Here is a 22408-nt window from a genome sequence, read left to right as displayed (position 1 = left end):
GGGATCCCCCACCTCTACCCACAGCCAATCGCCTACCTGAATCTGCTGCACTGGGATGGGCCAGCGGTCTGTGCTTTCTAAACTGGGCTGCCAGAGGGCTTTTGGGGGTTGGAGCGCGAGGAGCGATTGCAGATCCCGTTGCGCCTGTTGGCGGATGCGTTGCTCAAGACTGCGTCCCAGCAAAATAAAGCAAAGGATCATCACAGGTTCATCAAAGAAACACTCCCACCCCAAGGCCGGCCACAGCCACGCCACCGTACTGGTGAGGTAAGCCCCTAAGGCACCCAGAGCCACCAGCGTATTCATATTGGGGCGACGTTGGATGAGGCCTATCATTCCTTCCTGCAGAATCTCCCACCCCGGTAGGACAAGGGCAATGGTCGCTAGCCCCCAGTGCCAGATCATCGCCTCCAACATCGGCCAGTGTCCCGGCAGCAGATCAATCCCGTGGCCGGCGCTGGAGAGAATCAGGAGCACAAGGGCGATCGCCAACCTTGGCAAAGAGGTTTCCTCAGAGGCCGTGGGGAGTTCCAAAAGGGCATTGGCTTCGGCGAGGGTGGCTTGAAAGCGACCTTGGTTTAGGCACTCGACAATGGCGACGGGGGTTGTCTCATTGGGGGAGTAGGTGACAACGGCGGTTCCCGTCACCAGATTCACTGCCGCAGCCTCTACGCCGGGCTGGGCTTTTAACTGACTTTCCAGGGATTGCACGCAGCCAGCACAACGCAAGCCACTCACCCGCAGGATGGCTACCTCAGGAGTGTGAGAATCAAGACTTGAACTTAGGGACACGTCCTACCCTCTCCAAAAAAACTCCGTTAAATTTCCTAACTGCGTCCCCATCGCCTATTGTGGCACGTTGGCTTTGGGATGTCAGGGAAAGGGCGGGCTATTCTGAAGGAGTAAGGTTTTCACAAGAGATGCAGACAATGGTAGCGGCCAAAGGGACGAGCGATCGCTATTTCACACCGGAAGAATACTTTGCGTGGGAAGAGCAGCAGTTAGAAAAGCATGAGTTGATTGATGGTCGCGTCTATGTAATGGCGGGTGGCAGTAAGAACCACAGCATCATTAAACTGAACTTTGGCAATCTGATTAAACCCCATCTACGGGGTCGTAGATGTCAAGTATTCAACTCTGACCTAAGGGTGAATATCCTTCACACCACTAATTTTACTTATCCTGATCTGAGTGTCACCTGTGACGATCGCGATCGCCAGAGTCCCTTTTTTATCACTTATCCCTGTCTCATTGTCGAAGTGCTCTCACCCGCAACGGAAGCCTACGATCGCGGCAAAAAGTTTGACCTTTACCGCCGTAACCCTAACCTCGTGGATTATGTCTTGGCTAGCTCAGAGGAGATGGCAATCGACATCTATCAAAAAAATGAGGTGGGGGATTGGCTGCTGCGCTGTTACCGTGCGGGCGATCGCGTCGAATTGAGGAGCATTGATCTCAGAGTGCCCATTGAACAGTTTTATGAAGATGTTGACCTTTCTCCCCCCGCTGTAGAGACCACTGCTCAGTGAAACAGCGAGCGACTCTGCCTATGGACACCAAGGCTATGGAAAAAGCAAAATTGGGTATTCTTTGAGAGAAGAGTAATTCAAGGGGGACAAGACATGTTGCCGTTAACGGTGAGTCGCCTCTGGACAATTAGCCGTAATGTTTTTAACGAAACCCTGCGGGAGCGGGTTCTCTATGTCACTGCGGTTTTTGCCATTGGCTTGGCCTTGGCCATCGCGATTTTAGGACAGGTGTCGGCAGGCACTCAAGACAAAATTAGCCTCGATGTGGGGATGGCGGGCATTTCCCTCTTTGGCCTACTGATTGCGGCTTTTGTCGGCGGTGGTTTGCTCAACAAAGAGATAGAAAAGCGCACGATTTTGGTGATGTTGGCCAAACCCATCAGCCGTGCCGAATTTATTATTGGCAAGCATTTGGGTCTATCGGCGGTTCTGCTGGTGCTGGTGGCGCTGATGACCCTGATCCTCTTTATTTTCATGAGCTTGAATCAGTTTGCCTATACCGCAGGCCCTCTGATTGTTACCTCCTTATACATTGCGCTGCAACTGTCGCTCCTAACCGCCGCCGCTTTGCTTTTTGGGAGTTTCACTAGCTCCTTGATTGCCACGCTACTCACGGTGGCAGTGTACTTTATGGGTCACTTTAGCCAAAACTTGGTGATCCTCAGCCAAAAGATGGAGAGTGATGCGGTGCGGCAACTGATGCAGTTTCTCTATCTCATCTTTCCCGATTTATCCCGCTTGGATTTTAAGAATACGGCGGTCTATGGAATGCTGCCCTCTGTACCCGAACTCGTGGCCAATGCCTTTTATGGCGTGATTTATACGGTGGCACTGCTGGCGATCGCCACTTGGATTTTCTCTCGTCGCAACTTTTAGCAAAAACTCGCAGCCAACTGTGCAATTGTGCTCCTAATGGGCTATGATAAAGCTCTGGGAATTTTGCCCGTGTAGCTCAGTGGTAGAGCACACCCTTGGTAAGGGTGAGGCCACGAGTTCAATCCTCGTCACGGGCTTTGTTTGACGAAGCTCGCACAATTTGCCATCTGCGGTGGAATCATTTATTGCTGTCGCAACCGGTAAATAATCGCCAGCACAACGGCCAAAAGAACCACGATGCGGCGCAATAGCAGGGGGTTAACCGCACGGGCAAATTTGCCCCCCAAAAGCCCACCAATAATGGTGGCGATCGCCATCCCCACGGCAACGGGCCACACCACCTCCCCCGAGACGACAAAAAATGCGGCAGCGGCAGCATTGACCCCAAAAGCCAAAATTTGCTTCAAGCCATTGAGGCGCGTCAAACTCTCCCCCAAGACCATGCCGAGCACGGCCAGCAAAATCACGCTCAGCCCTGCGCCAAAATAGCCACCATAGACGGCCGCTAAAAACACAAGAGGAATGGCTCCCAATTCAGATACGGCCGGCGCACTGATTCGCCGTAGTAACCAAGCCCGCACCTGCTCCTGAACCCCCAAGAGGATAGCGGCTAAAAGCAGCAAATAGGGAATCAGGGCATTAAATAGTGCCTCGTTGGTCCGCAACAGTAACATGGCTCCTGTGATCCCGCCGGCCACCGCACTGGGAAAGAGCCAACCAAGACGCCGTTGCTGCCCCTGAAGATCCTGTCGTTGCGCCACTGTCGCTCCCAAGTAACCGGGAACCAAGGCAACCGTGCTGGTGAGATTGGCAACCACTGGCGGCAAGCCGATCGCCACCAAGGCCGGAAAACTAATCAGTGTTCCGCCACCGGCAATGGCATTGACAAAGCCCGCCGCCAGACCCGCAACGGTCAGGAGTCCAATCTCACTGAGCATGCCCCTGACTAGCTAAAGCCTACGCAAGGTAGCGTTGGATGGTCTCGCGGTACTGACTCTTGGGTTTCATACCAACAATCACCTCTAGGAGTTCTTTGTTTTTGAAAAGTTGAATCGTGGGCGTACTGGTAACCCCGGCTTGCTCGGCGATCGCGCTGTCTTCAGTGATGTCAATTTCAATGAGCTGTACTTTGCCATCGAATTCGTTCACCAGCCGATCCAAAATGGGCTTGAGGGTATGGCAGGGGGCACAGGTGGGGGAGACATATTTCACCAGCAGCAGGCGATCGCTCTCGTGGAAGAGTTTACGCAAGGCATAGCTGCCCCGGTGCTTAATGGCATTGGGATCAAACTCCTGTTCGGGGGATGCAGTAGGTTTCGCCGTTTCTACAGGTTTGGTCTCCGTTTCCGCTTGACGAAACTCCTGAATTAGCCCCCGCGCCGAGAGCCAACGTTCGGCCTCTAGTGCTGCCATACAGCCACTGCCCGCGGCGGTGACCGCCTGCCGATATTCGTGATCCTGAACATCCCCTGCTGCAAAGACCCCTTCCACATTGGTTTGTGTCCCGTGGCGGGTGACGATATAGCCGACACTATCCAATTCCAGAAAATCCTTGAAGAGTTGGGTATTGGGGGTGTGACCAATGGCGTAGAATAGGCCACGCACCGGCAGGACGGATTCTTCCCCTGTGGCCTTATCGATTATCCGCAGACCCGTCATTAAATTGCCATCGCCAAGGATTTCCCGTGCCTCGGTTTGCCAGTGAACCGTAATTTTAGGATTGGCAAACACCCGATCCTGCATCGCCTTACTGGCGCGCATTTTGTCGCTGCGCACCAAAAGATGGACATGGGAGCCATATTTGGTTAAGTAGATTGCTTCCTCCGCCGCAGTATCACCACCGCCAATCACCGCTAGTTCAACATCCTTGAAAATGGGCATCGCCCCATCGCAAATGGCACAGGCGGACACCCCCTTTGTCCAATACTGCTCCTCGCCGGGAAGATGGAGTCGTTTGGCCGTTGCCCCAGTACAAATAATTACGCTGTGGGCATAGACTTGGCGCTCCGCCGAGCAAATGAGAAATGGGCGCTGACTAAAATCCACTTGAATCACATCTTCAGTGACCATTTCTGTGCCCCAGCGCTCCGCTTGTGTCTTCATTCGTGCCATCAGCTCTGGCCCTTGAATGCCCTCAGGAAAGCCGGGAAAGTTTTCCACATCGGTGGTGGTCATGAGTTGACCGCCCGGCAGCCCCCCAATTTGATAACCTTCAAACATAAAGGGCTTGAGGTTAGCGCGAGCGGCATAGATAGCTGCTGTGTACCCCGCAGGGCCCGAACCAATAATGACAACGTTCTCAATCCGTGGCGGTGTCATGGCTAAAACAAACTCGAAACGACTATGAGTTATTCAATCTTAACCTGATTTTCCCTGACAAACAAGGGGAATATCTTTGGGCATAATGGGCATAGCAAACTCAAAGGTAGGATTCACTCGTCCTAGAGAGTGCAGGAGTGCAGCTTGAGTCAAATTTCTTTGTTATGTTCCACCCCATTGATTCCCCCCATCGAAACAGATTTCCAACCCCATAGCCACATCACTATTTTTTCTGGTGATACCAACGATTTTGTCAAACAGCTTCCCGACAATTCAGTGGCCCTAGTGGTGACTTCGCCCCCCTATAACCTCGGAAAAGCCTATGAAGACCGACTGCCCGTTGACCGATATCTGGAAACGCAGGCGCAATTAATTCCTCAACTTTACCGTATCCTGAGAGAAGATGGTAGCATTTGCTGGCAAGTTGGCAATTTTGTTACAGAGGGAGAAGTCTATCCCCTTGATGTGCTCTATTATCCGATCTTCAAAGAGCTAGGCATGAAATTACGTAATCGCATTGTTTGGAAATTTGGACACGGATTACATGCCTCTAAGCGATTTTCAGGGCGCTACGAGACTATTCTATGGTTTACGAAATCTGATAATTACATCTTCAACCTTGACGCCGTTCGAGTTCCAGCAAAATACCCTGGCAAACGTCATTTCAAAGGTCCCAATAAGGGAAAGCCATCGGGAAACCCGCAAGGAAAAAACCCTTCGGACGTGTGGGAAGTTCTAGTACAGGATTGGGAAGAGCTGGTCTGGGAGATTCCTAACGTCAAGTCCAACCATCCAGAGAAGACAATCCACCCTTGCCAGTTTCCGATTGAACTGGTGGAGCGCTGTGTCCTTGCCCTTTCTCGGGAAGGTGATTTAGTATTTGATCCCTACATGGGTGTTGGCTCTACACTGATTGCGGCCCTCATGCATGGTCGGCGGGCAATGGGGTGCGAGAAAGAAACCACCTATGTGGAGATAGCCCGTCAACGCATTCGGGATTACTACAATGGTACGCTCCGTTATCGTCCGATGGGCAAACCCGTCTATCAGCCCACAGGGAGAGAGAAAATCTCTCAAATTCCCGAAGAATGGAAAGCGTCTTCCCAAGTATACCTGCCAAAATAATATTAACTATTGCAGGCAGCTCCCAAAGAAATTGGAATGCGCGGCTGGGAAAAACCAAAGTGCAGTGGCAGCGGCTTTACTCTCCTCTCCATGCGTTTAGGCGAAAATGACCCTTCTCTCCAAGTGAGGTGTAATAGAGGTCGGTATTGCGACTGTGCCGCTTCAATGGTTGCAGTAGAAATTTGGCTAAGCCGTTGATGGATGCAGCAAACCTGAGGGGGCCATACTTGGATTGGCGGTAGATACGATGGATGTCGTGTAGCAGGTTTGTAGGCTGTGTACATCAAGCAGTTAGAACTGACAAACTTTAAGTCCTTTAGCGGCACCACGGTGATTCCGCTCTTGCCGGGGTTTACGGTCATTTCAGGTCCCAATGGTTCAGGGAAGTCGAACCTCTTGGATGCATTGCTTTTTGCCCTCGGTCTTGCAGGGTCTAAGGGAATGCGGGCAGAACGCTTGCCCGATTTGGTGAACCATAGCCAAACGCGGCGCGGCCATAGTGTGGTTGAAACGCGAGTCACGGTGACCTTTGCCCTAGATGCCGAAAGGGAATGGCGGGTGACGCGGCGACTGCGGGTAACCCAGCAGGGGGCCTATACCTCCACCTATGCGGTGAATGATCAACCCTGCACGCTGAATGAATTGCACGATCAATTACAGGCGTTTTGTATCTATCCCCAAGGCTATAACGTGGTTTTGCAGGGGGATGTCACCAGTATCATTTCGATGAATGCCAAGGCACGGCGGGAAATAATTGACGAATTGGCGGGAGTGGCAGATTTTGACCGTAAGATTGCCCAAGCGCGCGAAAAGTTAGATATCGTCAAGGCGCGTGAAGAACGCTTGCGCATTGTGGAGCAGGAATTGATCCAACAGCGCGATCGCCTGCAGAAGGAACGCCTGCAAGCGGAAAAATATCAGGCCCTGCGGTTAGAACTGCAAGAGCGAGAACAATGGCTGCTGGTACGCCAATGGCAAGCCCACGAAGCGCAAAAAGCGCAACTCCAAGCACAGATTCAAACGCTACAAAAAGAACAAGCCCAGCGCCAAGTCCAACTGCAACAAAAGGCGCAGGAAATTGAAGCGGCAGCCGTCACGCTGGAACAACTGAATCAACAGGTGAAAGCCCTCGGTGAAGAAGAGTACCTCCGCCTGCAAGCAGCGTTGGCAGATCTCCACGCCCAACAGCGCCAGTATCAACGCCAACAAAGCACCTACCAACAGCAGCAGGAACAGTTGGGCAAACAACTCCAGCAATGCCAAGCGCAGTACCATAGGCAACAGTTACAGCGACAGCAACTTGCTAAAGCGTTAGAACAGCAGCAGGGCGATCGCGCCCCCTTACTTGCAGCAGTTGCCACCAGTCAAGCCGCCCTCGATGCCCTACGCCAGCAAGCTCAGGCGTTGAATACAGCAGCCCAAGCTTGGTTTCAGGAGCACAGTCAGCGGCGACAGCGAATTGATGCCCTGATCCACGAACTGGAACCGAGTCGCAGTGAACTCTCGCGTCTTCAGGAGCGATCGCAACAATTGCGGCAGCGGCAAGAGGAATTGCAGCAAGCGGCCACCACCTTAGAAGCCCAACAATTGGAATTGCAAGACGCCCTCACAAAAGCCGCAGCAGCAGTTAAACAAGAGGAGCAGCAACTGCAAACCCTAGCCCAACAACTCGCTACAGCGCAGCAACAATTAAGCTTGGTGGAAGAAACCTATCAACGCCTTGAGCGAGAACAGCGCCAAAAGCAGCGGGAACTGGATCAACTGGAAGCACGGCAACAGGCGATACAGGAAAGCCAAGGGAGTTTTGCAGCGCGGCTAATTTTAAGTGCGGATATACCCGGCGTTTTAGGTCTGGTGGCACAACTGGGACAGGTGGAACCCCGCTATCAACTGGCCTTGGAAATTGCGGCCGGGGCACGCCTAGGCAATATCGTGGTAGCAGATGACAGTGTGGCCGCAGCAGCGATCGCCCTCCTCAAACGGGAACGGGCGGGCAGAGCGACATTCTTGCCCCTGAACAAGATGGCTCCTCCCAAGCCCCTTTCTCCCCTTTCTTTGGTGGGCTGTATTGACTATGCCTTGAATCTTGTCACATTTGAGCCGCGATATGCCCCCATTTTTGCCTATGTGTTTGGCAGCACGCTGGTCTTTGAGAGCCTTGAGTCGGCGCGACAATACTTAGGACACTATCGGATGGTCACCCTAGAGGGAGATTTACTGGAACCCTCAGGGGCAATGACCGGGGGCAGCTGTAGTCGCACTAACACGCTCCGTTTTGGTCAGGGGGTCACCCCCCAAGAATCAGCAGAAGTCCAACAGGTCCGCGATCGCCTTAGGGAATTGGAACGCCTATTAGATCGCCTCCTAGAAGAGCGCATCCAGCAACAGCGGCAGGTCAATGAACTCAGTCAAGCCCTCAGTGAAGCCCGCCAAAGTCATCGCGATCGCCAGCGACACTGGGAGCAACTTCAGCAGCAACAGCAGCGCCTCACTGCCCAACAGGCAGACCTAGAGCGGCAACAGCAGCACCTGAGCCAAGAGCTAAGCGCCACAGAGACTGAACTGGCGCACTTAGAGACTCGCCTTCCAGAACTCGAAGCAGAACTCGCCGCTGAACGCCTTGCCCTCAATGCCCTTGAAGCCAATCCCAGCCATCAGCAGTGGCAACACCTTCAGGAACAGCTTCAGGCACAGGAGAAAATCCATGCGGAGCATGTGGCCGCGCTGCAAGCGGTGGATCAAACCTTGGGCGATCGCCAGCGTCAACTGGAGCGCCTTGGGCAAGACCTGCACCAGAGAGCACAGGAGATGCAGCGACTGCGCCAGGTCCAGCAGGAGACATGGAGTCAGCAGCAGGCTCTTGATCAAGCCCTTGAAGACTTAACTGCCCAAATTCACAAGACACAAACTGCCTTGAGCGAAGTGGAGGCTCGCCTCGGACAGCTCAGGAGCGATCGCGATCGCCAAGAGGCCCACCTGCGCCAGCAGCAAAAGGACTATCAACACTTGGAATGGCAGTCCCAAAAAGCTAGGGACACTCTCGCCACGCTGCAAGCCCAGCTTGAGGCACTCGAGGCACCCCTCTTACCCCAGCCATTACCCGACGTGCCCGCCAATCTTTCCCTCAGCGACCTTCAACAGCAGTGCCAAGCCCTCGAAAAACAGCTCCGCGCCATGGAACCCGTCAATATGCTGGCAATTCAGGAATTTGCAGACACCCAAAGGCGGCTCAATGAGCTACAGGAAAAACTTGCCGTTCTAGAAGCCGAGCGCACGGAGATTTTACTGCGGATTGAAAACTTCACCACCCTGCGTCAGCAATCCTTCCGCGACGCCTTCGAGGCCGTCAATGCCAACTTCCAGACTATTTTTGCCGCTCTGTCCGATGGCGATGGCTACTTACAACTGGAAACGCCTGAGGATCCCTTTGCAGGGGGTCTGAATCTAGTGGCACACCCCAAGGGTAAACCCGTTCAGCGCTTGGCCTCCATGTCGGGGGGCGAAAAATCCCTCACAGCCCTGAGCTTTATCTTTGCCCTACAGCGCTACCGTCCTTCCCCCTTCTATGCCTTTGATGAGGTGGATATGTTCCTCGATGGCGTCAATGTTGAGCGCTTGGCCAAAATGATTCAGCAGCAGAGCCAAGAGGCGCAGTTTCTCGTCGTCAGTCTGCGGCGACCCATGATTGAAGCAGCGCAGCGCACCATTGGGGTCACCCAAGCACGCGGACAACATACCCAAGTAATTGGCCTAGACCTAACTGCTTACCGCTAAGGCTTGAAAAATCCTGTCTAGAACTTTGATAATGAATCGGCGTGAATCGTAGTGGAACAGGAGGCTCAATTTAGCCGTCCCATCCTCTACATTTTGCTGAGGAGTCTTCCTATGCAACATTGGCAAAAAGTCAGCCTAAGTCTATTGACCATGGCCTGTTTAGCAGCAATTGCCCCCCGCCCTGCCCAAGCCAATATGTTTAGCCAAACCGAAGTGGATCAAAGCCGCTATGCAGTGATGGCTGTGCCCCTTGCCCGCGGTGGGTATCGCCTACTGGTGGTAGAGCAAATCAAGGATACGCGTCCCTGCTGGAGTGAGTCGGGCAGTAACCCGGTGGTGATTGATCCCCTCCTGACCACCTTTGACTTTACGGGCATTTGTGGTCGCGCCACGGATAGCAATGGCTACTCGATTCGGGTGGCACAACAGGATTTGGGGTTACAGTATAATCTGCGCATTGAACGGGGAGACGGCGAGTTACTCTTGGTAGGCAGCAGCAATCGCGGTGGCCCACGGATGATTATTGGTCGTACCCATGGTCTCCAAGAAGGACAGTTCCTCAAGTTTCATCTGGAACCCACTTGGCGGTTAACGCGGCGCACCTACGAAGGACAGGTGCTCGGCCATGTCTATTTCACCAATGACTCTTGGGAAGCGGCCACAGGAAGTGCGCCTAGCCCTTTACCTGCCGCTGCTACCCCGGTCGGCACTGAAACCAACGTTATTTCCGTACCCAAACCCCAGAGCTAGATCTAGCGTTGCTTCATTGCGCGCTCCATCTCTCGTTTATCCTGCCGCTGCTTGAGGGCTTGGCGTTTATCGTGGAGCTTTTTACCACGGGCGAGGGCCAAGGAAACCTTCACGCGGCCATTTTTGAGGTAAAGCTTGAGGGGCACAAGGGTCAGTCCCTTTTGTTCCACTTTGCCCACCAGCTTGCGAATTTCTTGCTTGTGGAGCAAGAGCTTGCGATCCCGCAGGGGGTCGTGGTTGTAGGAGGGGTTAGTGCCCTCATGGGGCGAAATATGCACATTCATCAGCCAAGCTTCCCCATTGCGGATGCGGGCAAAGCCATCTCGTAAATTCACCTTGCCAGCACGAATGGACTTGACCTCCGTACCGAGGAGCACTAGCCCGCACTCATAGGTTTCCAAAATGTCGTACTGGAAGCGCGCTTGGCGATTTTCGCTAAGGACTTTGATGCTATCACCCATCGGAGATTGGTAGGGGCAGGGCCGATATACCCTAGTTTAGGGGTAGAAAAGCTTTATCTTATCACTCCTAGAGAATCCTCATCCCCCTATGGCCAATGTGCAGCAGTTAGAGTTTCTGCAAAACCTGCCCTTGATTGCTGTGGTGCGTGCTGCCGATCCTGCTGCAGCGATCGCCCGCGCTCAGGTCTGTATCCAAGCGGGCTTCACCTGCCTAGAGGTGGCATGGACTACTCCTGACGCTGCTGGGGTATTGCAACAACTCCGTCAGGACTCTCCCCACTGCACGATAGGAGCTGCGAGTCTCAAAACGCCAGCGATGGCTGAGGAGGCGATCGCCGCGGGGGCGCAATTTCTTGTGACTCCCCACACCGCGACAGAGGTGGTGCCCCTTGCCCAGGAGGCCAACTGTCCACTGATTTTAGGAGCATTGACCCCATCGGAAATTCTCCGCGCCTGGCAAGCGGGGGCAGTGGCGGTCAAGGTGTTTCCAATTATGGCGGTGGGAGGAGCAAGCTATCTGCGGGCAGTGCGACCCTTGTTTACTGAGATTCCGCTCATCCCCTGTGGGGGGATTGACTGGAAGGATGTGGTGCCCCTTTGGAAAGCGGGGGCGATCGCCATTGGGATGGGGAGTCAACTCGGTACCGATGTGGTTCAGCTCAAGCAGCAGGTGGCGCAGGCTCGTCAGGCCTATCGGGGGCAGGGGTGAGGACGCGCACCCGCTCAGCATGGAAGCGTTTGCGTCGCCAGCGTTTGCCCAAATTGAGGCCAATCGTTTTGTGGAAATCGTCTTGTACTTTTGCCGTCAGCCGGTAGGAGACTTGACGCACAATCTGAGCCAAGACCCGATTGCCTGTGCCTTGCACTAGACCGTGGGGTAGCCGATAGATAAATCGAGGAAAGTACATTGTTACCCGCAAATCCAGCTCCCAATTCACGCGGGTGTAGTCAACCACATTCAGGTGCAATAGCTCCTCATCTGTGTCTGGATTGGCGCGCATTGGTACCAACGCCATGGCCGCTTGAAAATTCACCTCATAGTTCAAAAAAGGCTGTTCTGGCACTGGCATGGTTTCAATGCGGTAGACTCCTTGCTCTTGGGGGAGCAGGTGCAGGCCAATTTTCGGTTCCACCTCATAGCCATGGGAACCGTAGCGCCCAATGGTGAGGATGTAGCCGTGCTGACCCACCGCTTCTGCTTTCATGGGATGGGCACAGCGATGAAACCATTCGTGGTGATTGTTGAGATACGTTTCGTAGCGCTGCACTGGTGCATAGACTTCCATCCAGCCTTGAAATTGGTTGTGAAAAACAAAGGGGGGGAACTTTGTCTCCTCTGGAGAATCCGTCATGGTGTGAAACTGGGATTGAGTGATACTCATCCTGACACACCGCTGGGGGCGATCGCTACTGCGGGAAACCCTGAAGGTCCTGTGCTTGTCTAAAGGTTAATTTATATTTCGTTACATTATCTTGGTAGCGGCGGGGGACACCGCCCGGCATTTTCTTAAATTCTGGATTGAGGCTTCAGCAATGGCCATCCTCGTGCCTTGGCTTGCGGTGGAACAGTTAGACAAACCGTGGATTTTTTGGCCTCTGTGCTTGATGGTGATCCTCAGCAGTGTCGTCTTACGCTGGGGAAAGGTGCAGCATCTGTGGGCGCGTCTCCTTGTGGTGGGCAGTTTAATGGCCCTGATGCTGCATTATCTGCTGTGGCGAGAGATCGCCACCCTCAATCTGCGCACCCCCCTCGAGGCTGCCCTTAGCCTCCTCCTCCTTGGTATTGAAGGGTTCATGATGGCCGGCTATGGCCTGCAACTCTACCTGCTCTTGCATATCAAAAATCGTCGTCCCGAAGCCGATGCCGCTGCCCTTGCAGTCAAAAGTGGCCACTATCAGCCTTGGGTAGATATTTTCATTCCCACCTACAATGAACCTCTAACGATTTTGCGACGCACAATTGTCGGTTGCCAAGCCCTTGACTATCCCCACAAGCGGATTTACGTTCTTGACGATACCCGTCGCCTTGCCCTTCAGGAATTAGCCCGTGAACTGGGCTGTGAGTACCTCAGCCGCCCTGACAATCGCCATGCTAAAGCAGGCAACCTCAACCATGCCCTTGGCCACACCAAGGGGGAACTCATTGCCATCTTTGATGCAGATTTTGTTCCCACCCGCAACTTTCTCACCCGCACGGTGGGCTTTTTTCAAAGGCCTGACATTGGCCTTGTGCAAACCTACCAAAGCTTTTACAACCCCGATCCCATTGCCCGCAACCTTGGCCTAGAGCATTACTTGCCGCCAGAGGTGGAGATTTTCTCGCGCCATTACCAGGTGTTGCGAGACAGTATTGAAACAGCCCTCTGCTACGGCAGTGCCTTTGTTGTGCGGCGAGCTGCCCTCGAGGCGATTGGCGGCTTTGTCACGGCATCCCTCAGCGAGGACTACTACACAGGCATTCAATTGGCTGCAGCGGGTTATCGGCTAATTTACCTCAATGAAAGTCTCAGTGCCGGCCTGTGTGCTGAGGATATGGCGGCGCAGATTCGTCAACGCCAACGCTGGGCACGCGGCACCCTGCAAGGGTTCTTCATTCCGTCTAATCCCCTGCGAGTCCCGAACCTCACTTGGCTGCAGCGCCTTGCTCATCTAGAGGGAATCACCCAGTGGTTCCACAGTCCCTTGCGGTTGCTGTTGCTCTTGTTGCCTCTGATTGCCGCCTTTTGGGGGCTAGTTCCCCTTGAAACTACTCTGCCGCAGTGGCTTTACTATTTTGTGCCCTACTACTGGCTGCTGTTGAGTACCTTCCGCTGGCTGAATGGTCAAAGTCGCTCTGCCTTGGTGTCCGATCTCTATGCGGTGCTTCAGTGTGTACCGTTGACCTTGACGGTGATAGACACGCTCTTACGTCCCTTTGGTCGGCCTTTTTGGGTCACCCCCAAGGGAAGTTATCGCGATCGCTACTATTTTCAGTGGCACCTCGCGGCGCCGCTCCTTATACTTTTTGTTCTCTCTATTGCTGCTGCTGTATTGAATTGGCAGGCCTTACACACCAAAGGCCTCCTGCTGGCTTGGGTCTGGAACCTCTACAATCTGGTGATTCTGGCACTTGCCCTCTACAGCCTTATCGAACGCCCCCGCCCCGATCCCTACGATTGGCTCAACGTGCAGCAGACCGTTGAACTTCATCTCGCCTGGGATCAAACCACTGCCCTGTGGGGCAAGACAATTCGCCTTTCTGAAGGGGGTACTATTGTTCAGCTCCACCAACCCCTCCCCCCCTCCGCAATGGGGATGCCCCTCACCTGTCGGCTTTTGGAGGCAGGCATTGATCTTAGCGGCCAAATTGTGGATATGCCCAATCCAACAACCCTCAAAATTTATTTCGATCCCCTCACCCCCCTTCAATACCGCCAATTGGTCACCCTACTGTTTTGTGAACCCAATCGCTGGCAATGGCAGAAAGCCCCCAATGAACTGCAAACTCTATGGCTGCTCCTGCGCACTCTCCTCTTGCCTCCCCTCATTCGTCACTGGATGCGGAGCACCCCCTCTGCTCAGGCAAAAGCATGGCATCGCGCCTACAGCTATGTCAACGAAAAATGAAAAATGATTTGTTGTGGGTGCCCCTTGGTAAAGCAATTTTCTGGCCATCATTTTAAGATTTGTTAGAAGAAAATTTATTTTTGCGATCAATATCTGGGAAAATTGCATTGAGATATACAGGATTAAGCACAGATGCATTGGCAAGTGGCTTGGAAAAACGGCATTCGCTATCTTTTGCTGGCTCTGCTTGCGGGTACGTTGTGGGTCACCCCCGTTTGGGCAACCAGCGCGATCGATATCCCCTTTCCAAGAACAACAGCCGGGGTCATTGATGAGGGTAATGTTCTCAGTGCGGTTACCCAGGGCAGTGTCAGGCGATCGCTCCAAGACCTCGCCGAGGCAACGGGCATCAATGTTCACATTGTTACACTGCACCGCCTTGACTATGGCGAAACCCCCCAGAGCTTTGTGGATGCTCTTTTTAGCCAGTGGTTTCCTGACCCTGAGTCCCAAGCCAATCAAGTGATCATTGCCCTCGATACCGTCACCAATGGCACAGCAATTCACTATGGTGATGCCGTGGCCGAACGCCTGAATCCTGAAACTGCCGAAAGTATTGTTCAAGAAACGATGCGGGTGCCCCTGCGGGACGGCAACTACAATCAATCAGTGCTTGACACCGTCGATCGCCTTGCGAAAGTTCTCAAAGGCGAAACCGATCCAGGCCCCCCCGTTGTGCGAGAAACCGTTATCGAAAAAACCTACAAGAGCAAAGAGGAAACCGACGATCGCTCCGCCACAATTATCGTGGTTGCTTTGCTGATCGCCGCTACAGTGATCCCAATGGTGACATACTTTATGTATCAAGGATCATCGTAGCCAAGCTCCCTTCCCATTTATGAAAATCTATACCTACCACACACCAGAGCGTGTACCAGCCGACTGGCAACCCGACTGTGCCATTGCTGTTGATGTCCTGCGGGCAACCACCACGATCGCCACTGCCCTTGCCGCTGGCGCAGAAGCTATCCAAATCTTTAGTGATCTGGCAGAGTTAGAACAAGTGAGTCAGCAGTGGCCGGCAGCCAAGCGGATTCGAGTCGGTGAACGGGGTGGGAAAAAAGTTGCCGGCTTTGACATGGGCAACTCTCCCGCTGAGTGTGTACCTGAGCGTGTTAAAGGGTGTCGCCTCTTTATGAGCACCACCAATGGCACCCGTTCCCTTGAGCGCATTCAAGCCAGTCCCCTCGTTCTCGCCGCTGCCCTCGTTAATCGTGCTGCTGTTGCTGAGTTTATCCAAAAGCATCAGCCAGAAACCATTTGGATTGTCGGCTCCGGCTGGGAAGGCAGCTACTCCCTTGAAGATACCGTTTGTGCTGGAGCACTGATTCACTACCTGTGGGGTCAGCAGGATGCCCCCCTTGAAACTCTTGCCGGCAATGACGAAACCATTGCTGCCACCGCGCTGTACCGCTACTATCAAGAGGATCTATTGACCCTCTTTCACCATTCTAGCCACGGACAGCGCTTGCTTAGCCTCGGCAATGAAGCGGATCTCAAATACTGTGCCCAAGTGGATATTCTGGCAATTGTACCGTGGCAAGTTGCCCCCAAACTCTTGACTAAGGCCTAGGGCACCACATCCCTACCCAAAGCAAAAAGCCTAACCAGACATTTTCATTAAAGTAACGCGCATAGGTCTGAAGGGGAAGCGTTGTGGTTTGCGGCGCACGGCGTTCGTGGGTATAAATTTGCAGGGATTGGCGTAGCCAAAAGTAGGTGGTGATGGCCAAAGCCAGCCAAAATCGCCAAGTGAGTTCCGCACTCAAACCAACAATAGTTAGGAACACCACCGTCAGCGTATAAAATAACGCGATCGCCAAGGGGGCATAGCCACCGAAAAATAAAGCACTAGAATTGACTCCCAGTCGGCGATCATCCGGGCGATCGGGCATGGCATACACCGTGTCAAAGGCCAAGGTCCACATCACCACCGCTGCCCACAACCAAGCAGTAGTTAAAGTTAAGCGCCCCTGTACCGCTGCCCAAGGAATGAGCACAGCAAAGCCCCAGGTTACCGCCAAAACCAGTTGCGGAATGGGAAACACTCGCTTCGCCAAGGGATAGAGGAGAATCAGCGGCACTGCGGCCACCGCCAGCCAGTATCCCAAGGGCGTAAGGTAGAATGTTAATCCCCAAGCACAGAGTAAAGCAATGACCATCAAACCCAAAGCCACCCCCAGAGAGAGTCGCCGACTGGCAAGGGGACGGTTTTGCGTCCGCTGCACATGGGGGTCAATATTGCGATCCCAACAGTCATTCACAATGCAGCCCGCTGCACTGGTGGCGATCGCCCCCACGGTGATAATTAGTAGCAACTTCAACGACGGCAAGCCTTCACTGGCCAAGGTTAACGACCACAGAGCAGGAATGAGGAGGATCAAACGACCCGCAGGCTTGTGCCATCGCAACAGTTGGGCGATCGCGACCCAAGTTGGCACTGAAGTTCTCGAGACTTGAGAATTCACCACACCGCTCCCACTGTGAATGCCACTACACTTAAAAATCTTAACTTTTCAGGCGATTTTGGGACCTTGCCCCCTATTTGCCCTAGGTTTCTAGTAGCCCGTTTGCACCCTGTCGATGCCCCCTTTATGGCCAGAAAACCCTTTCACTTTTTCCGTAGTGCCGCCCCGCCAGACCCCATACCTCCTGTCGAGGAAGAAGATAACTATCTTGAAGATTACTTCTTTGACGAACCCGGAGCCATGCCCGGCACCCTCAGTATTGAGGCCGATGCTCCACCACCAACCATCATTCTTATTGACTATCAACCGGATCAGGCTACCCGTCGCATTCTAGAAACTCCCGAAGAATGTGGCCCCTACCTCAGCAGTCCCTCCGTCAGTTGGATTGACGTTCAAGGGATTGGCGATGAAGATGTAATGCGGCGACTTGGCCAAGTCTTTCACCTGCACCCCATTGTCCTTGAAGATATTGTCAACGTTCCGCAGCGTCCCAAAGTTGAAGACCATGACGATTACATGGTGCTCATTACCCGCATGGTCACCCCCAAAGAAAATGAACACGGCTTTTATACTGAACAGGTGAGCTTCGTCTTAGGGCAACATTTTCTGTTGACCGTCCAAGAAGAACCCGAACGGGACTGTTTTGACATGGTGCGGCAGCGGATTCGGACGAGCCGTGGTATTATTCGCCGCTACGGCCCCGATTATCTGGCCTATGCTCTCCTTGATGCCATTATTGATGGCTTCTACCCTGTGCTGGAGGACTATGGTGAGCGCATTGAGGAGTTAGAGGATGCTGTGGTCACCCGTCCCAGTCGCGCCATTCTCGAAGAAGTCCACCAAGTGCGCCGCGAATTACTGGCGTTGCGCCGTGCCATTTGGCCACAACGGGATGCGATCAATGCCATGATTCGAGATCCCAGCCCCCTGCTTTCGGAGGAAGTGCGCATCTATCTGCGGGATTGCTATGACCATGCCATTCAAGTACTAGATATGGTGGAAACCTACCGTGAACTGGCGGCTAGTTTGATGGATGTGTATCTTTCTTCCGTCGGCAATAAAATGAACGAAATTATGAAAATTCTGACAATTATCTCGACGATTTTCATCCCATTAACCTTTATTGTTGGTATCTATGGCATGAACTTCGACCCCGATACCTCCCCTTGGAATATGCCAGAACTGGAGTGGTATTGGGGTTATCCAGCGTGCTGGGCGGTCATGCTGACAGTGGCTGGCAGTTTGTTTTTCTTTTTCTGGCGCAAGGGCTGGTTCAAGAGTACCACCAGCCTAGATCCCCTAGAGACTGAACGCTAGTTCTGCGAGAGTTTTAGAAACTTCCCCCTTGTACATTGCGTCAAATTGGCTTAGGGTGGGAAAGCAAAGGGAGTACTTTATATGTAAAAATACTCACTTGCTTAGTGCATAAGTTTTGGTGTGAGTTAGGTACTACATTGCGATCGCCACCCCTCTCCACAACTAAGGAACTGAATTCGGAGAGTTCACCCACTGCAATAGCGCATTCATTTAGGAGACTGTATGAAACGATTGGCACACTTGGGTGTTTTGGCAGGGTTAGTGAGTAGCCTGTGGTTGGCACCCGCCATCAGCCGCTATGACATTGCCACTGCCTTGCCCGAAGAACAAGTGCTGCGGATTCTCAATAATGTACCCATCTTTATGATCACCAATGATAAAGGGGAGCCGCTGACCTTTGAGATGCCTAATCCCCAAAATCAAAGCAAGAAAATTCAAGTTTTTACCTTCTTTATCAATCAACAGGATGCCCAAACTGCTCTCAACACGATTAAAACGCAACAGCCAGAGGTGGGTCGGGTGGCTCGCATTTCCGCTGCCGCCCTTGGGAGTGCGGTGAAAATAGCCCTTGAAAGCCGAAAAAATCCCACCCTTGGGGTGGACATTATTCCCTCTAGATCGCAACTGGAGGCGGCAGTGACCCTCCTCAAACAAAGTGGCGATCTGGTGGAGCGCGATGGCAAAATTCTCACCAAGGAGGGCAAGCCGTTCATGGGCGGTACCCCCCTCTTTTTCCTAGCCGATAGCAAAACGGGCAATCCCATCGCCGTAGAAGCACAAATGCGGGAAAACGGCCAGACCCGCACCCAGCGGTTTATTCCCTTTTACTTTGATAAGAGCCAACTTCAACGGGAAGTGGATCAAGCCCGCCAGCAGCGTCCTGAACTGGTGAAAGATACAGGTATCCGTGTTGTTATGCTCGATACCCTAGTGACAACCATGTTAAACATCAACGATCCGGTGGTGAGTCAAATTCAACTGGTGCAAACCCCAGAGGCCATTCAGTTTGCCGTGCAACAGAGCAATGGCAACAGTGCCCCGCGACCAAACCAAGCAAATCAGCCCGCTGCTCCCCAACGGCCAAGGCAATAGGGAGAAGATCAAAGTATAAACCGTAACCCCTAACTTCGGCTGATGCGCTGGCGATACCTACTCACCGCAATTCTGCTCCTTGGCTTACTGTGGGGATGTGCCCTACCCCAAGTGCGAGCGGAGGAGCGCCTATTCCTGAATGTGGGGGTGGAATTTCGCGGCGAAGTTCAACTGCCCGTTGGCAGTCAGTGGCAGGGTACGGAGGTGGGGGGACTATCGGGATTGACGTACGATCCGCGCCAACGGCACTTCTATGCCATTAGTGACGATCGCCAGCAACCTCGCTTTTACACGCTTGAGATCACCCCTGAAACCATTGTCCCCAAGGGCGTGACTTTTCTTCGGCAGCCCAATGGGGAGGGGTATCCCGCCAACACTGCTGACCCTGAGGGGATTGCCCTAACGCCGCAGGGGCGCCTTGTAATTAGCAGTGAAGGGGTGACGGCTACGGCTAGCCCCCCTTGGATCAAGGAGTTTGCCCGCGAGAACGGGCGGCGGATCACCACTTTCCCCATTCCCCCCTACTATCTCCCCCATGGTGGGCAGGGCATTCGCAATAATCTCGGCTTTGAGGCGCTGACGCTTTCTCCGGCGGGCGATCGCCTGTTTGTCGGCGTGGAATCTGCCCTTGCCCAAGATGTCCGCCCGAATATCCCCATCTACTGCCGCCTGCTGCATTACCTGCGGGGGGAGGTGGCGCCTGTGTTGCTGGCGGAGCATCTCTATCCCTTGGATCCCTCAGGGGCAGTGTTTAACGGTCTGGTGGAGCTGCTTGCCCTTGACAACGGTGGCCATTTTCTCAGTCTGGAGCGCAGCTATAGCCCAAGGGAGGGATATGGCATTCAGCTCTTTGAGGTTTCTCTTGCCGGTGCCACGGATACCCTTGGCATGGCCACGTTGCCAGCTGATCTGCGCACCATTCGTCCCGTCCAGAAACGGTTAGTTTTGGATTTCAAAACCCTAGGAATTCCTTTGACCAATTTAGAGGGGATGAGTTTTGGTCCTCCTTTGGCCGATGGGGCGCGATCGCTCTATATCATTGGCGATAACAACTTTGATGGCAAAACGCCGACCCAAGTACTGATTTTTGCCTTAACTGCCAAACCTTAGGCCTCAACCGTCAAGAGTCCCAACTGCGCCAGCAGGCGATCGCCATCCACGTGCTCCTGCATCATTTGCTCAACACACTTGACTTTGGCGATTTCATGGAGACGCACTTGACCGAAGGCACGATCCACAATTTCCACGGCTGTCAGTGTATCCAGATCCACAGAGAGGATGGGAATTTCCAACTCTTCGGCACGGGCAAGAATGGCAGGGGAAGGGGGCAAATGCCCCGTGAGAATTAAACAGTGGGTGGAGGTCTCTAGGGCGGCCCATTGAATATCGGTGCGATCGCCGCCGGTAATCACCGCCATATTGTTCGCCTTACGGAAGTACTTTAGGGCAGCACTAACATTCATGGCCCCAATGGTGAGTTCTTCTACCAGCAAATCCAAGCGATCGGGGCGACACAACACTTCGGCATTTAACTGGCGGACCAATTCCTTGACACTGACACTGCGCAGCAACTGACTGCGGGGCAACAGGCCAAAAACTGGAATTTGGTGTGCCTCGAGATATTGGCGAATAGCAGGGAGGGGCTGGGTTTCCGGTTGCGGAATATCGTTAATGATCACCCCCAGCAAGCGATCGCCCAATTCCGACTTGGCGAGGAGGAGTGATTCTACGACTAAGGGGGACTCATAGCGCACCACCAGTAAAATCGGCGCATCCAACACCGCTGCCATCTGGGCTAGCCCCAAATCAAAGAGCCGTCCCTCTGCCAATGTGGCTGGCCCTTCAAGGAGCACCAAGTCTTCGCTATTCATATTGTGATAGGTCGCTAGGGCTTGGCGATAATCCTGCTGATCGGTGCCCATGAGCCGTGCCTTGATGGCTTCTGGCGTCAGCGTGAGCAATGTCGGCCGCACATTCTCTAGGTTGAGGGTTTTCTGTAAAAAGCTGACATCGGCTTCGGTGTCTTCGCTGTCGGTAGCGGGTTGGTATGTGCCGAGGGGCTTGCCGTAGGCAATGCGGAGGTGGCGATCGCGACAGAGCTTGGCCAAACCTAAAACTGTTGCAGACTTGCCACTATAGGGCATAATTGAACCAATCAACAAATGCTTTGCCACCGTTTAAGTACTCCTCCCACAACCCCAACCCAAAACACGCTCTCGCTAGTCAAGCCGTAACAGCTTACGATAGAACGCTTTGGAAAAATCGGCAATACGATGTTTTTTATAGTTAATAATTACATCAATGAGATGATCCACCAGTTCAAACGTGGTGATGGACATTTCGTACTGTAGATCAGGAGAGTTATCAAAGGTCACCGTACAGCGGGACAAATCCGCCGGCAAATTGGCGATCGTCCATGTGGCAACAAAATCAACATTGTTACCGCCTTCAATCCCCCGTTGTCCCTCCAACTTCCCCAAACGGTAGAGGGCGATGCCCAAGGGCAGCAGCGGACGTTTCTGAGCACGCATGTAGGGGGCAAAAATATTGACTTCCCGCGGGTTGGCAGGCTGAAGCTGATCGAGGGCGGTCATGCAAGAATCCTTGTGTATTCAGTCTCACCGAGTGCTGAGGTCTATTCTACAGTTAGAGCAGGTAGCATAGTTGCCTTGGCTCTAGTAGCGTATTTCAGTTTGGTAACATATAGTTAACATAGCTAACGAGCACTGCCTATGGTTTTTGATCCCGGAAACGCTAATTTCTACCCGTCTTCTACGGATGATGGGCAGCCCAATCTGCTCCTGAGGTACCTGCAAAAGCAATCGCCAGAAGTTTTGACCCGCATTGCCCGTTCCGTCAGTCCAGAAATTCGCCAAATTATTAGCCAAAATGTCCAAGGTCTCGTGGGCGGCCTCCCCTCCGAGGAGTTTAATGTGCAAATTGCCACCGATCGCGACAACCTTGCGGGGTTATTGGCCTCAGCCATGATGACGGGGTATTTTCTGCGCCAAATGGAACAGCGCATGGAACTGGAAATGAGCCTCGGCGATCTACCCACGCCCTAGGTTCTGCCAAGATACTTGAAGTGAGT

Annotated in this window: 21 protein-coding genes and 1 tRNA gene; 14 read left to right on the top strand and 8 right to left on the bottom strand. The window is 53.2% G+C overall.

What is annotated here, in order from left to right:
- Positions 1-792, bottom strand: a 792-nt coding sequence (locus ACK4HN_RS11245) for a cation transporter (protein WP_409877665.1), incomplete at its 3' end; no start/stop codon positions are given.
- A 137-nt stretch (positions 793-929) separates the two neighbouring features.
- Between ACK4HN_RS11245 and ACK4HN_RS11240 the strand changes: the two genes are divergently transcribed.
- The 3 genes from ACK4HN_RS11240 to ACK4HN_RS11230 all read left to right on the top strand — a co-directional run bounded on the left by ACK4HN_RS11240 (position 930) and on the right by ACK4HN_RS11230 (position 2542).
- Positions 930-1529: a Uma2 family endonuclease gene (locus ACK4HN_RS11240; RefSeq protein ID WP_409869165.1), complete on the top strand. Its 600-nt coding sequence runs from the start codon at positions 930-932 to the stop codon at positions 1527-1529.
- 93 nt (positions 1530-1622) lie between these two features.
- A complete protein-coding gene (locus tag ACK4HN_RS11235; RefSeq protein ID WP_409852212.1) occupies positions 1623-2405 on the top strand; it encodes an ABC transporter permease in 783 nt (260 codons plus the stop codon).
- Positions 2406-2470: 65 nt separating this feature from the next.
- Positions 2471-2542 (top strand) — tRNA-Thr (locus ACK4HN_RS11230).
- Between the two features lie 45 nt (positions 2543-2587).
- On the opposite strand, the gene ACK4HN_RS11225 is transcribed toward ACK4HN_RS11230, so the two are convergent.
- Positions 2588-3343, bottom strand: a complete 756-nt coding sequence (locus ACK4HN_RS11225; protein WP_409869130.1) for a sulfite exporter TauE/SafE family protein — start codon at positions 3341-3343, stop codon at positions 2588-2590.
- Positions 3344-3362: 19 nt separating this feature from the next.
- Positions 3363-4724 carry a thioredoxin-disulfide reductase gene (trxB, locus tag ACK4HN_RS11220; protein WP_409869131.1) on the bottom strand — a complete coding sequence of 454 codons (1362 nt, stop codon included), beginning with the start codon at positions 4722-4724 and terminating at the stop codon, positions 3363-3365.
- A 153-nt stretch (positions 4725-4877) separates the two neighbouring features.
- Between trxB and ACK4HN_RS11215 the strand changes: the two genes are divergently transcribed.
- From ACK4HN_RS11215 to ACK4HN_RS11205, 3 genes are all read left to right on the top strand, one after another.
- Positions 4878-5849, top strand: a complete 972-nt coding sequence (locus ACK4HN_RS11215; RefSeq protein ID WP_409869166.1) for a DNA-methyltransferase — start codon at positions 4878-4880, stop codon at positions 5847-5849.
- A 276-nt stretch (positions 5850-6125) separates the two neighbouring features.
- Positions 6126-9623 (top strand): chromosome segregation protein SMC, encoded by a 3498-nt coding sequence (smc, locus tag ACK4HN_RS11210; protein WP_409869132.1) that lies wholly within the window; start codon positions 6126-6128, stop codon positions 9621-9623.
- A gap of 111 nt (positions 9624-9734) precedes the next feature.
- Positions 9735-10373: a DUF3747 domain-containing protein gene (locus ACK4HN_RS11205; RefSeq protein WP_409869133.1), complete on the top strand. Its 639-nt coding sequence runs from the start codon at positions 9735-9737 to the stop codon at positions 10371-10373.
- Between the two features lie 2 nt (positions 10374-10375).
- On the opposite strand, the gene smpB is transcribed toward ACK4HN_RS11205, so the two are convergent.
- Positions 10376-10834, bottom strand: coding sequence for an SsrA-binding protein SmpB (gene smpB / locus ACK4HN_RS11200; protein WP_409869134.1), 459 nt, complete (start codon positions 10832-10834; stop codon positions 10376-10378).
- Between the two features lie 88 nt (positions 10835-10922).
- Here smpB and ACK4HN_RS11195 point away from each other — a divergent pair, with 88 nt between their 5' ends.
- A complete protein-coding gene (locus ACK4HN_RS11195; protein WP_409869135.1) occupies positions 10923-11543 on the top strand; it encodes a bifunctional 4-hydroxy-2-oxoglutarate aldolase/2-dehydro-3-deoxy-phosphogluconate aldolase in 621 nt (206 codons plus the stop codon).
- Here the strand turns inward: ACK4HN_RS11195 and ACK4HN_RS11190 are convergent.
- Positions 11494-12216 (bottom strand): DUF1997 domain-containing protein, encoded by a 723-nt coding sequence (locus ACK4HN_RS11190; protein ID WP_409869136.1) that lies wholly within the window; start codon positions 12214-12216, stop codon positions 11494-11496. The two genes, ACK4HN_RS11195 and ACK4HN_RS11190, sit on opposite strands and share 50 nt — an antisense overlap.
- A 151-nt stretch (positions 12217-12367) precedes the next feature.
- Here ACK4HN_RS11190 and ACK4HN_RS11185 point away from each other — a divergent pair, with 151 nt between their 5' ends.
- The 3 genes from ACK4HN_RS11185 to ACK4HN_RS11175 all read left to right on the top strand — a co-directional run bounded on the left by ACK4HN_RS11185 (position 12368) and on the right by ACK4HN_RS11175 (position 16013).
- Positions 12368-14440: a glycosyltransferase gene (locus tag ACK4HN_RS11185; RefSeq protein ID WP_409869137.1), complete on the top strand. Its 2073-nt coding sequence runs from the start codon at positions 12368-12370 to the stop codon at positions 14438-14440.
- A 132-nt stretch (positions 14441-14572) separates the two neighbouring features.
- The gene (gene psb32 / locus ACK4HN_RS11180) at positions 14573-15259 is read left to right on the top strand and encodes a photosystem II repair protein Psb32 (protein WP_409869138.1); all 687 of its coding nucleotides are present in this window, start codon (positions 14573-14575) and stop codon (positions 15257-15259) included.
- A gap of 19 nt (positions 15260-15278) precedes the next feature.
- Positions 15279-16013, top strand: coding sequence for a 2-phosphosulfolactate phosphatase family protein (locus ACK4HN_RS11175; RefSeq protein WP_409869139.1), 735 nt, complete (start codon positions 15279-15281; stop codon positions 16011-16013).
- Here the strand turns inward: ACK4HN_RS11175 and ACK4HN_RS11170 are convergent.
- Positions 16003-16881 (bottom strand): 4-hydroxybenzoate solanesyltransferase, encoded by an 879-nt coding sequence (locus tag ACK4HN_RS11170; RefSeq protein WP_409869140.1) that lies wholly within the window; start codon positions 16879-16881, stop codon positions 16003-16005. The genes ACK4HN_RS11175 and ACK4HN_RS11170 overlap by 11 nt on opposite strands.
- 153 nt (positions 16882-17034) lie before the next feature.
- Between ACK4HN_RS11170 and corA the strand changes: the two genes are divergently transcribed.
- The 3 genes from corA to ACK4HN_RS11155 all read left to right on the top strand — a co-directional run bounded on the left by corA (position 17035) and on the right by ACK4HN_RS11155 (position 20427).
- A complete protein-coding gene (gene corA / locus ACK4HN_RS11165) occupies positions 17035-18225 on the top strand; it encodes a magnesium/cobalt transporter CorA (protein ID WP_409869141.1) in 1191 nt (396 codons plus the stop codon).
- A 222-nt stretch (positions 18226-18447) separates the two neighbouring features.
- On the top strand, positions 18448-19317 hold the full coding sequence (locus ACK4HN_RS11160; RefSeq protein WP_409869142.1) for a Tic22 family protein: 870 nt from the start codon (positions 18448-18450) through the stop codon (positions 19315-19317).
- Positions 19318-19359: 42 nt separating this feature from the next.
- A complete protein-coding gene (locus ACK4HN_RS11155; RefSeq protein WP_409877663.1) occupies positions 19360-20427 on the top strand; it encodes an esterase-like activity of phytase family protein in 1068 nt (355 codons plus the stop codon).
- Here ACK4HN_RS11155 and ACK4HN_RS11150 read toward each other — a convergent pair.
- Positions 20424-21491, bottom strand: coding sequence for a phosphotransacetylase family protein (locus ACK4HN_RS11150; protein WP_409877661.1), 1068 nt, complete (start codon positions 21489-21491; stop codon positions 20424-20426). The genes ACK4HN_RS11155 and ACK4HN_RS11150 overlap by 4 nt on opposite strands.
- Before the next feature lie 45 nt (positions 21492-21536).
- Positions 21537-21911: a type IV pilus biogenesis protein EbsA gene (gene ebsA / locus ACK4HN_RS11145; protein WP_409869145.1), complete on the bottom strand. Its 375-nt coding sequence runs from the start codon at positions 21909-21911 to the stop codon at positions 21537-21539.
- Between the two features lie 138 nt (positions 21912-22049).
- On the opposite strand from ebsA, the gene ACK4HN_RS11140 reads away from it, so the two are divergent.
- The gene (locus tag ACK4HN_RS11140; RefSeq protein WP_409869146.1) at positions 22050-22382 is read left to right on the top strand and encodes a DUF760 domain-containing protein; all 333 of its coding nucleotides are present in this window, start codon (positions 22050-22052) and stop codon (positions 22380-22382) included.
- Positions 22383-22408: the final 26 nt, after the last annotated feature.

The sequence above is a fragment of the Thermosynechococcus sp. genome (assembly GCF_046299655.1).
Taxonomy (GTDB): Bacteria; Cyanobacteriota; Cyanobacteriia; order Thermosynechococcales; family Thermosynechococcaceae; genus Thermosynechococcus.
Note: the sequence above shows the minus strand (reverse complement) of the source record. Positions and strands in the feature narration are given on the sequence as shown.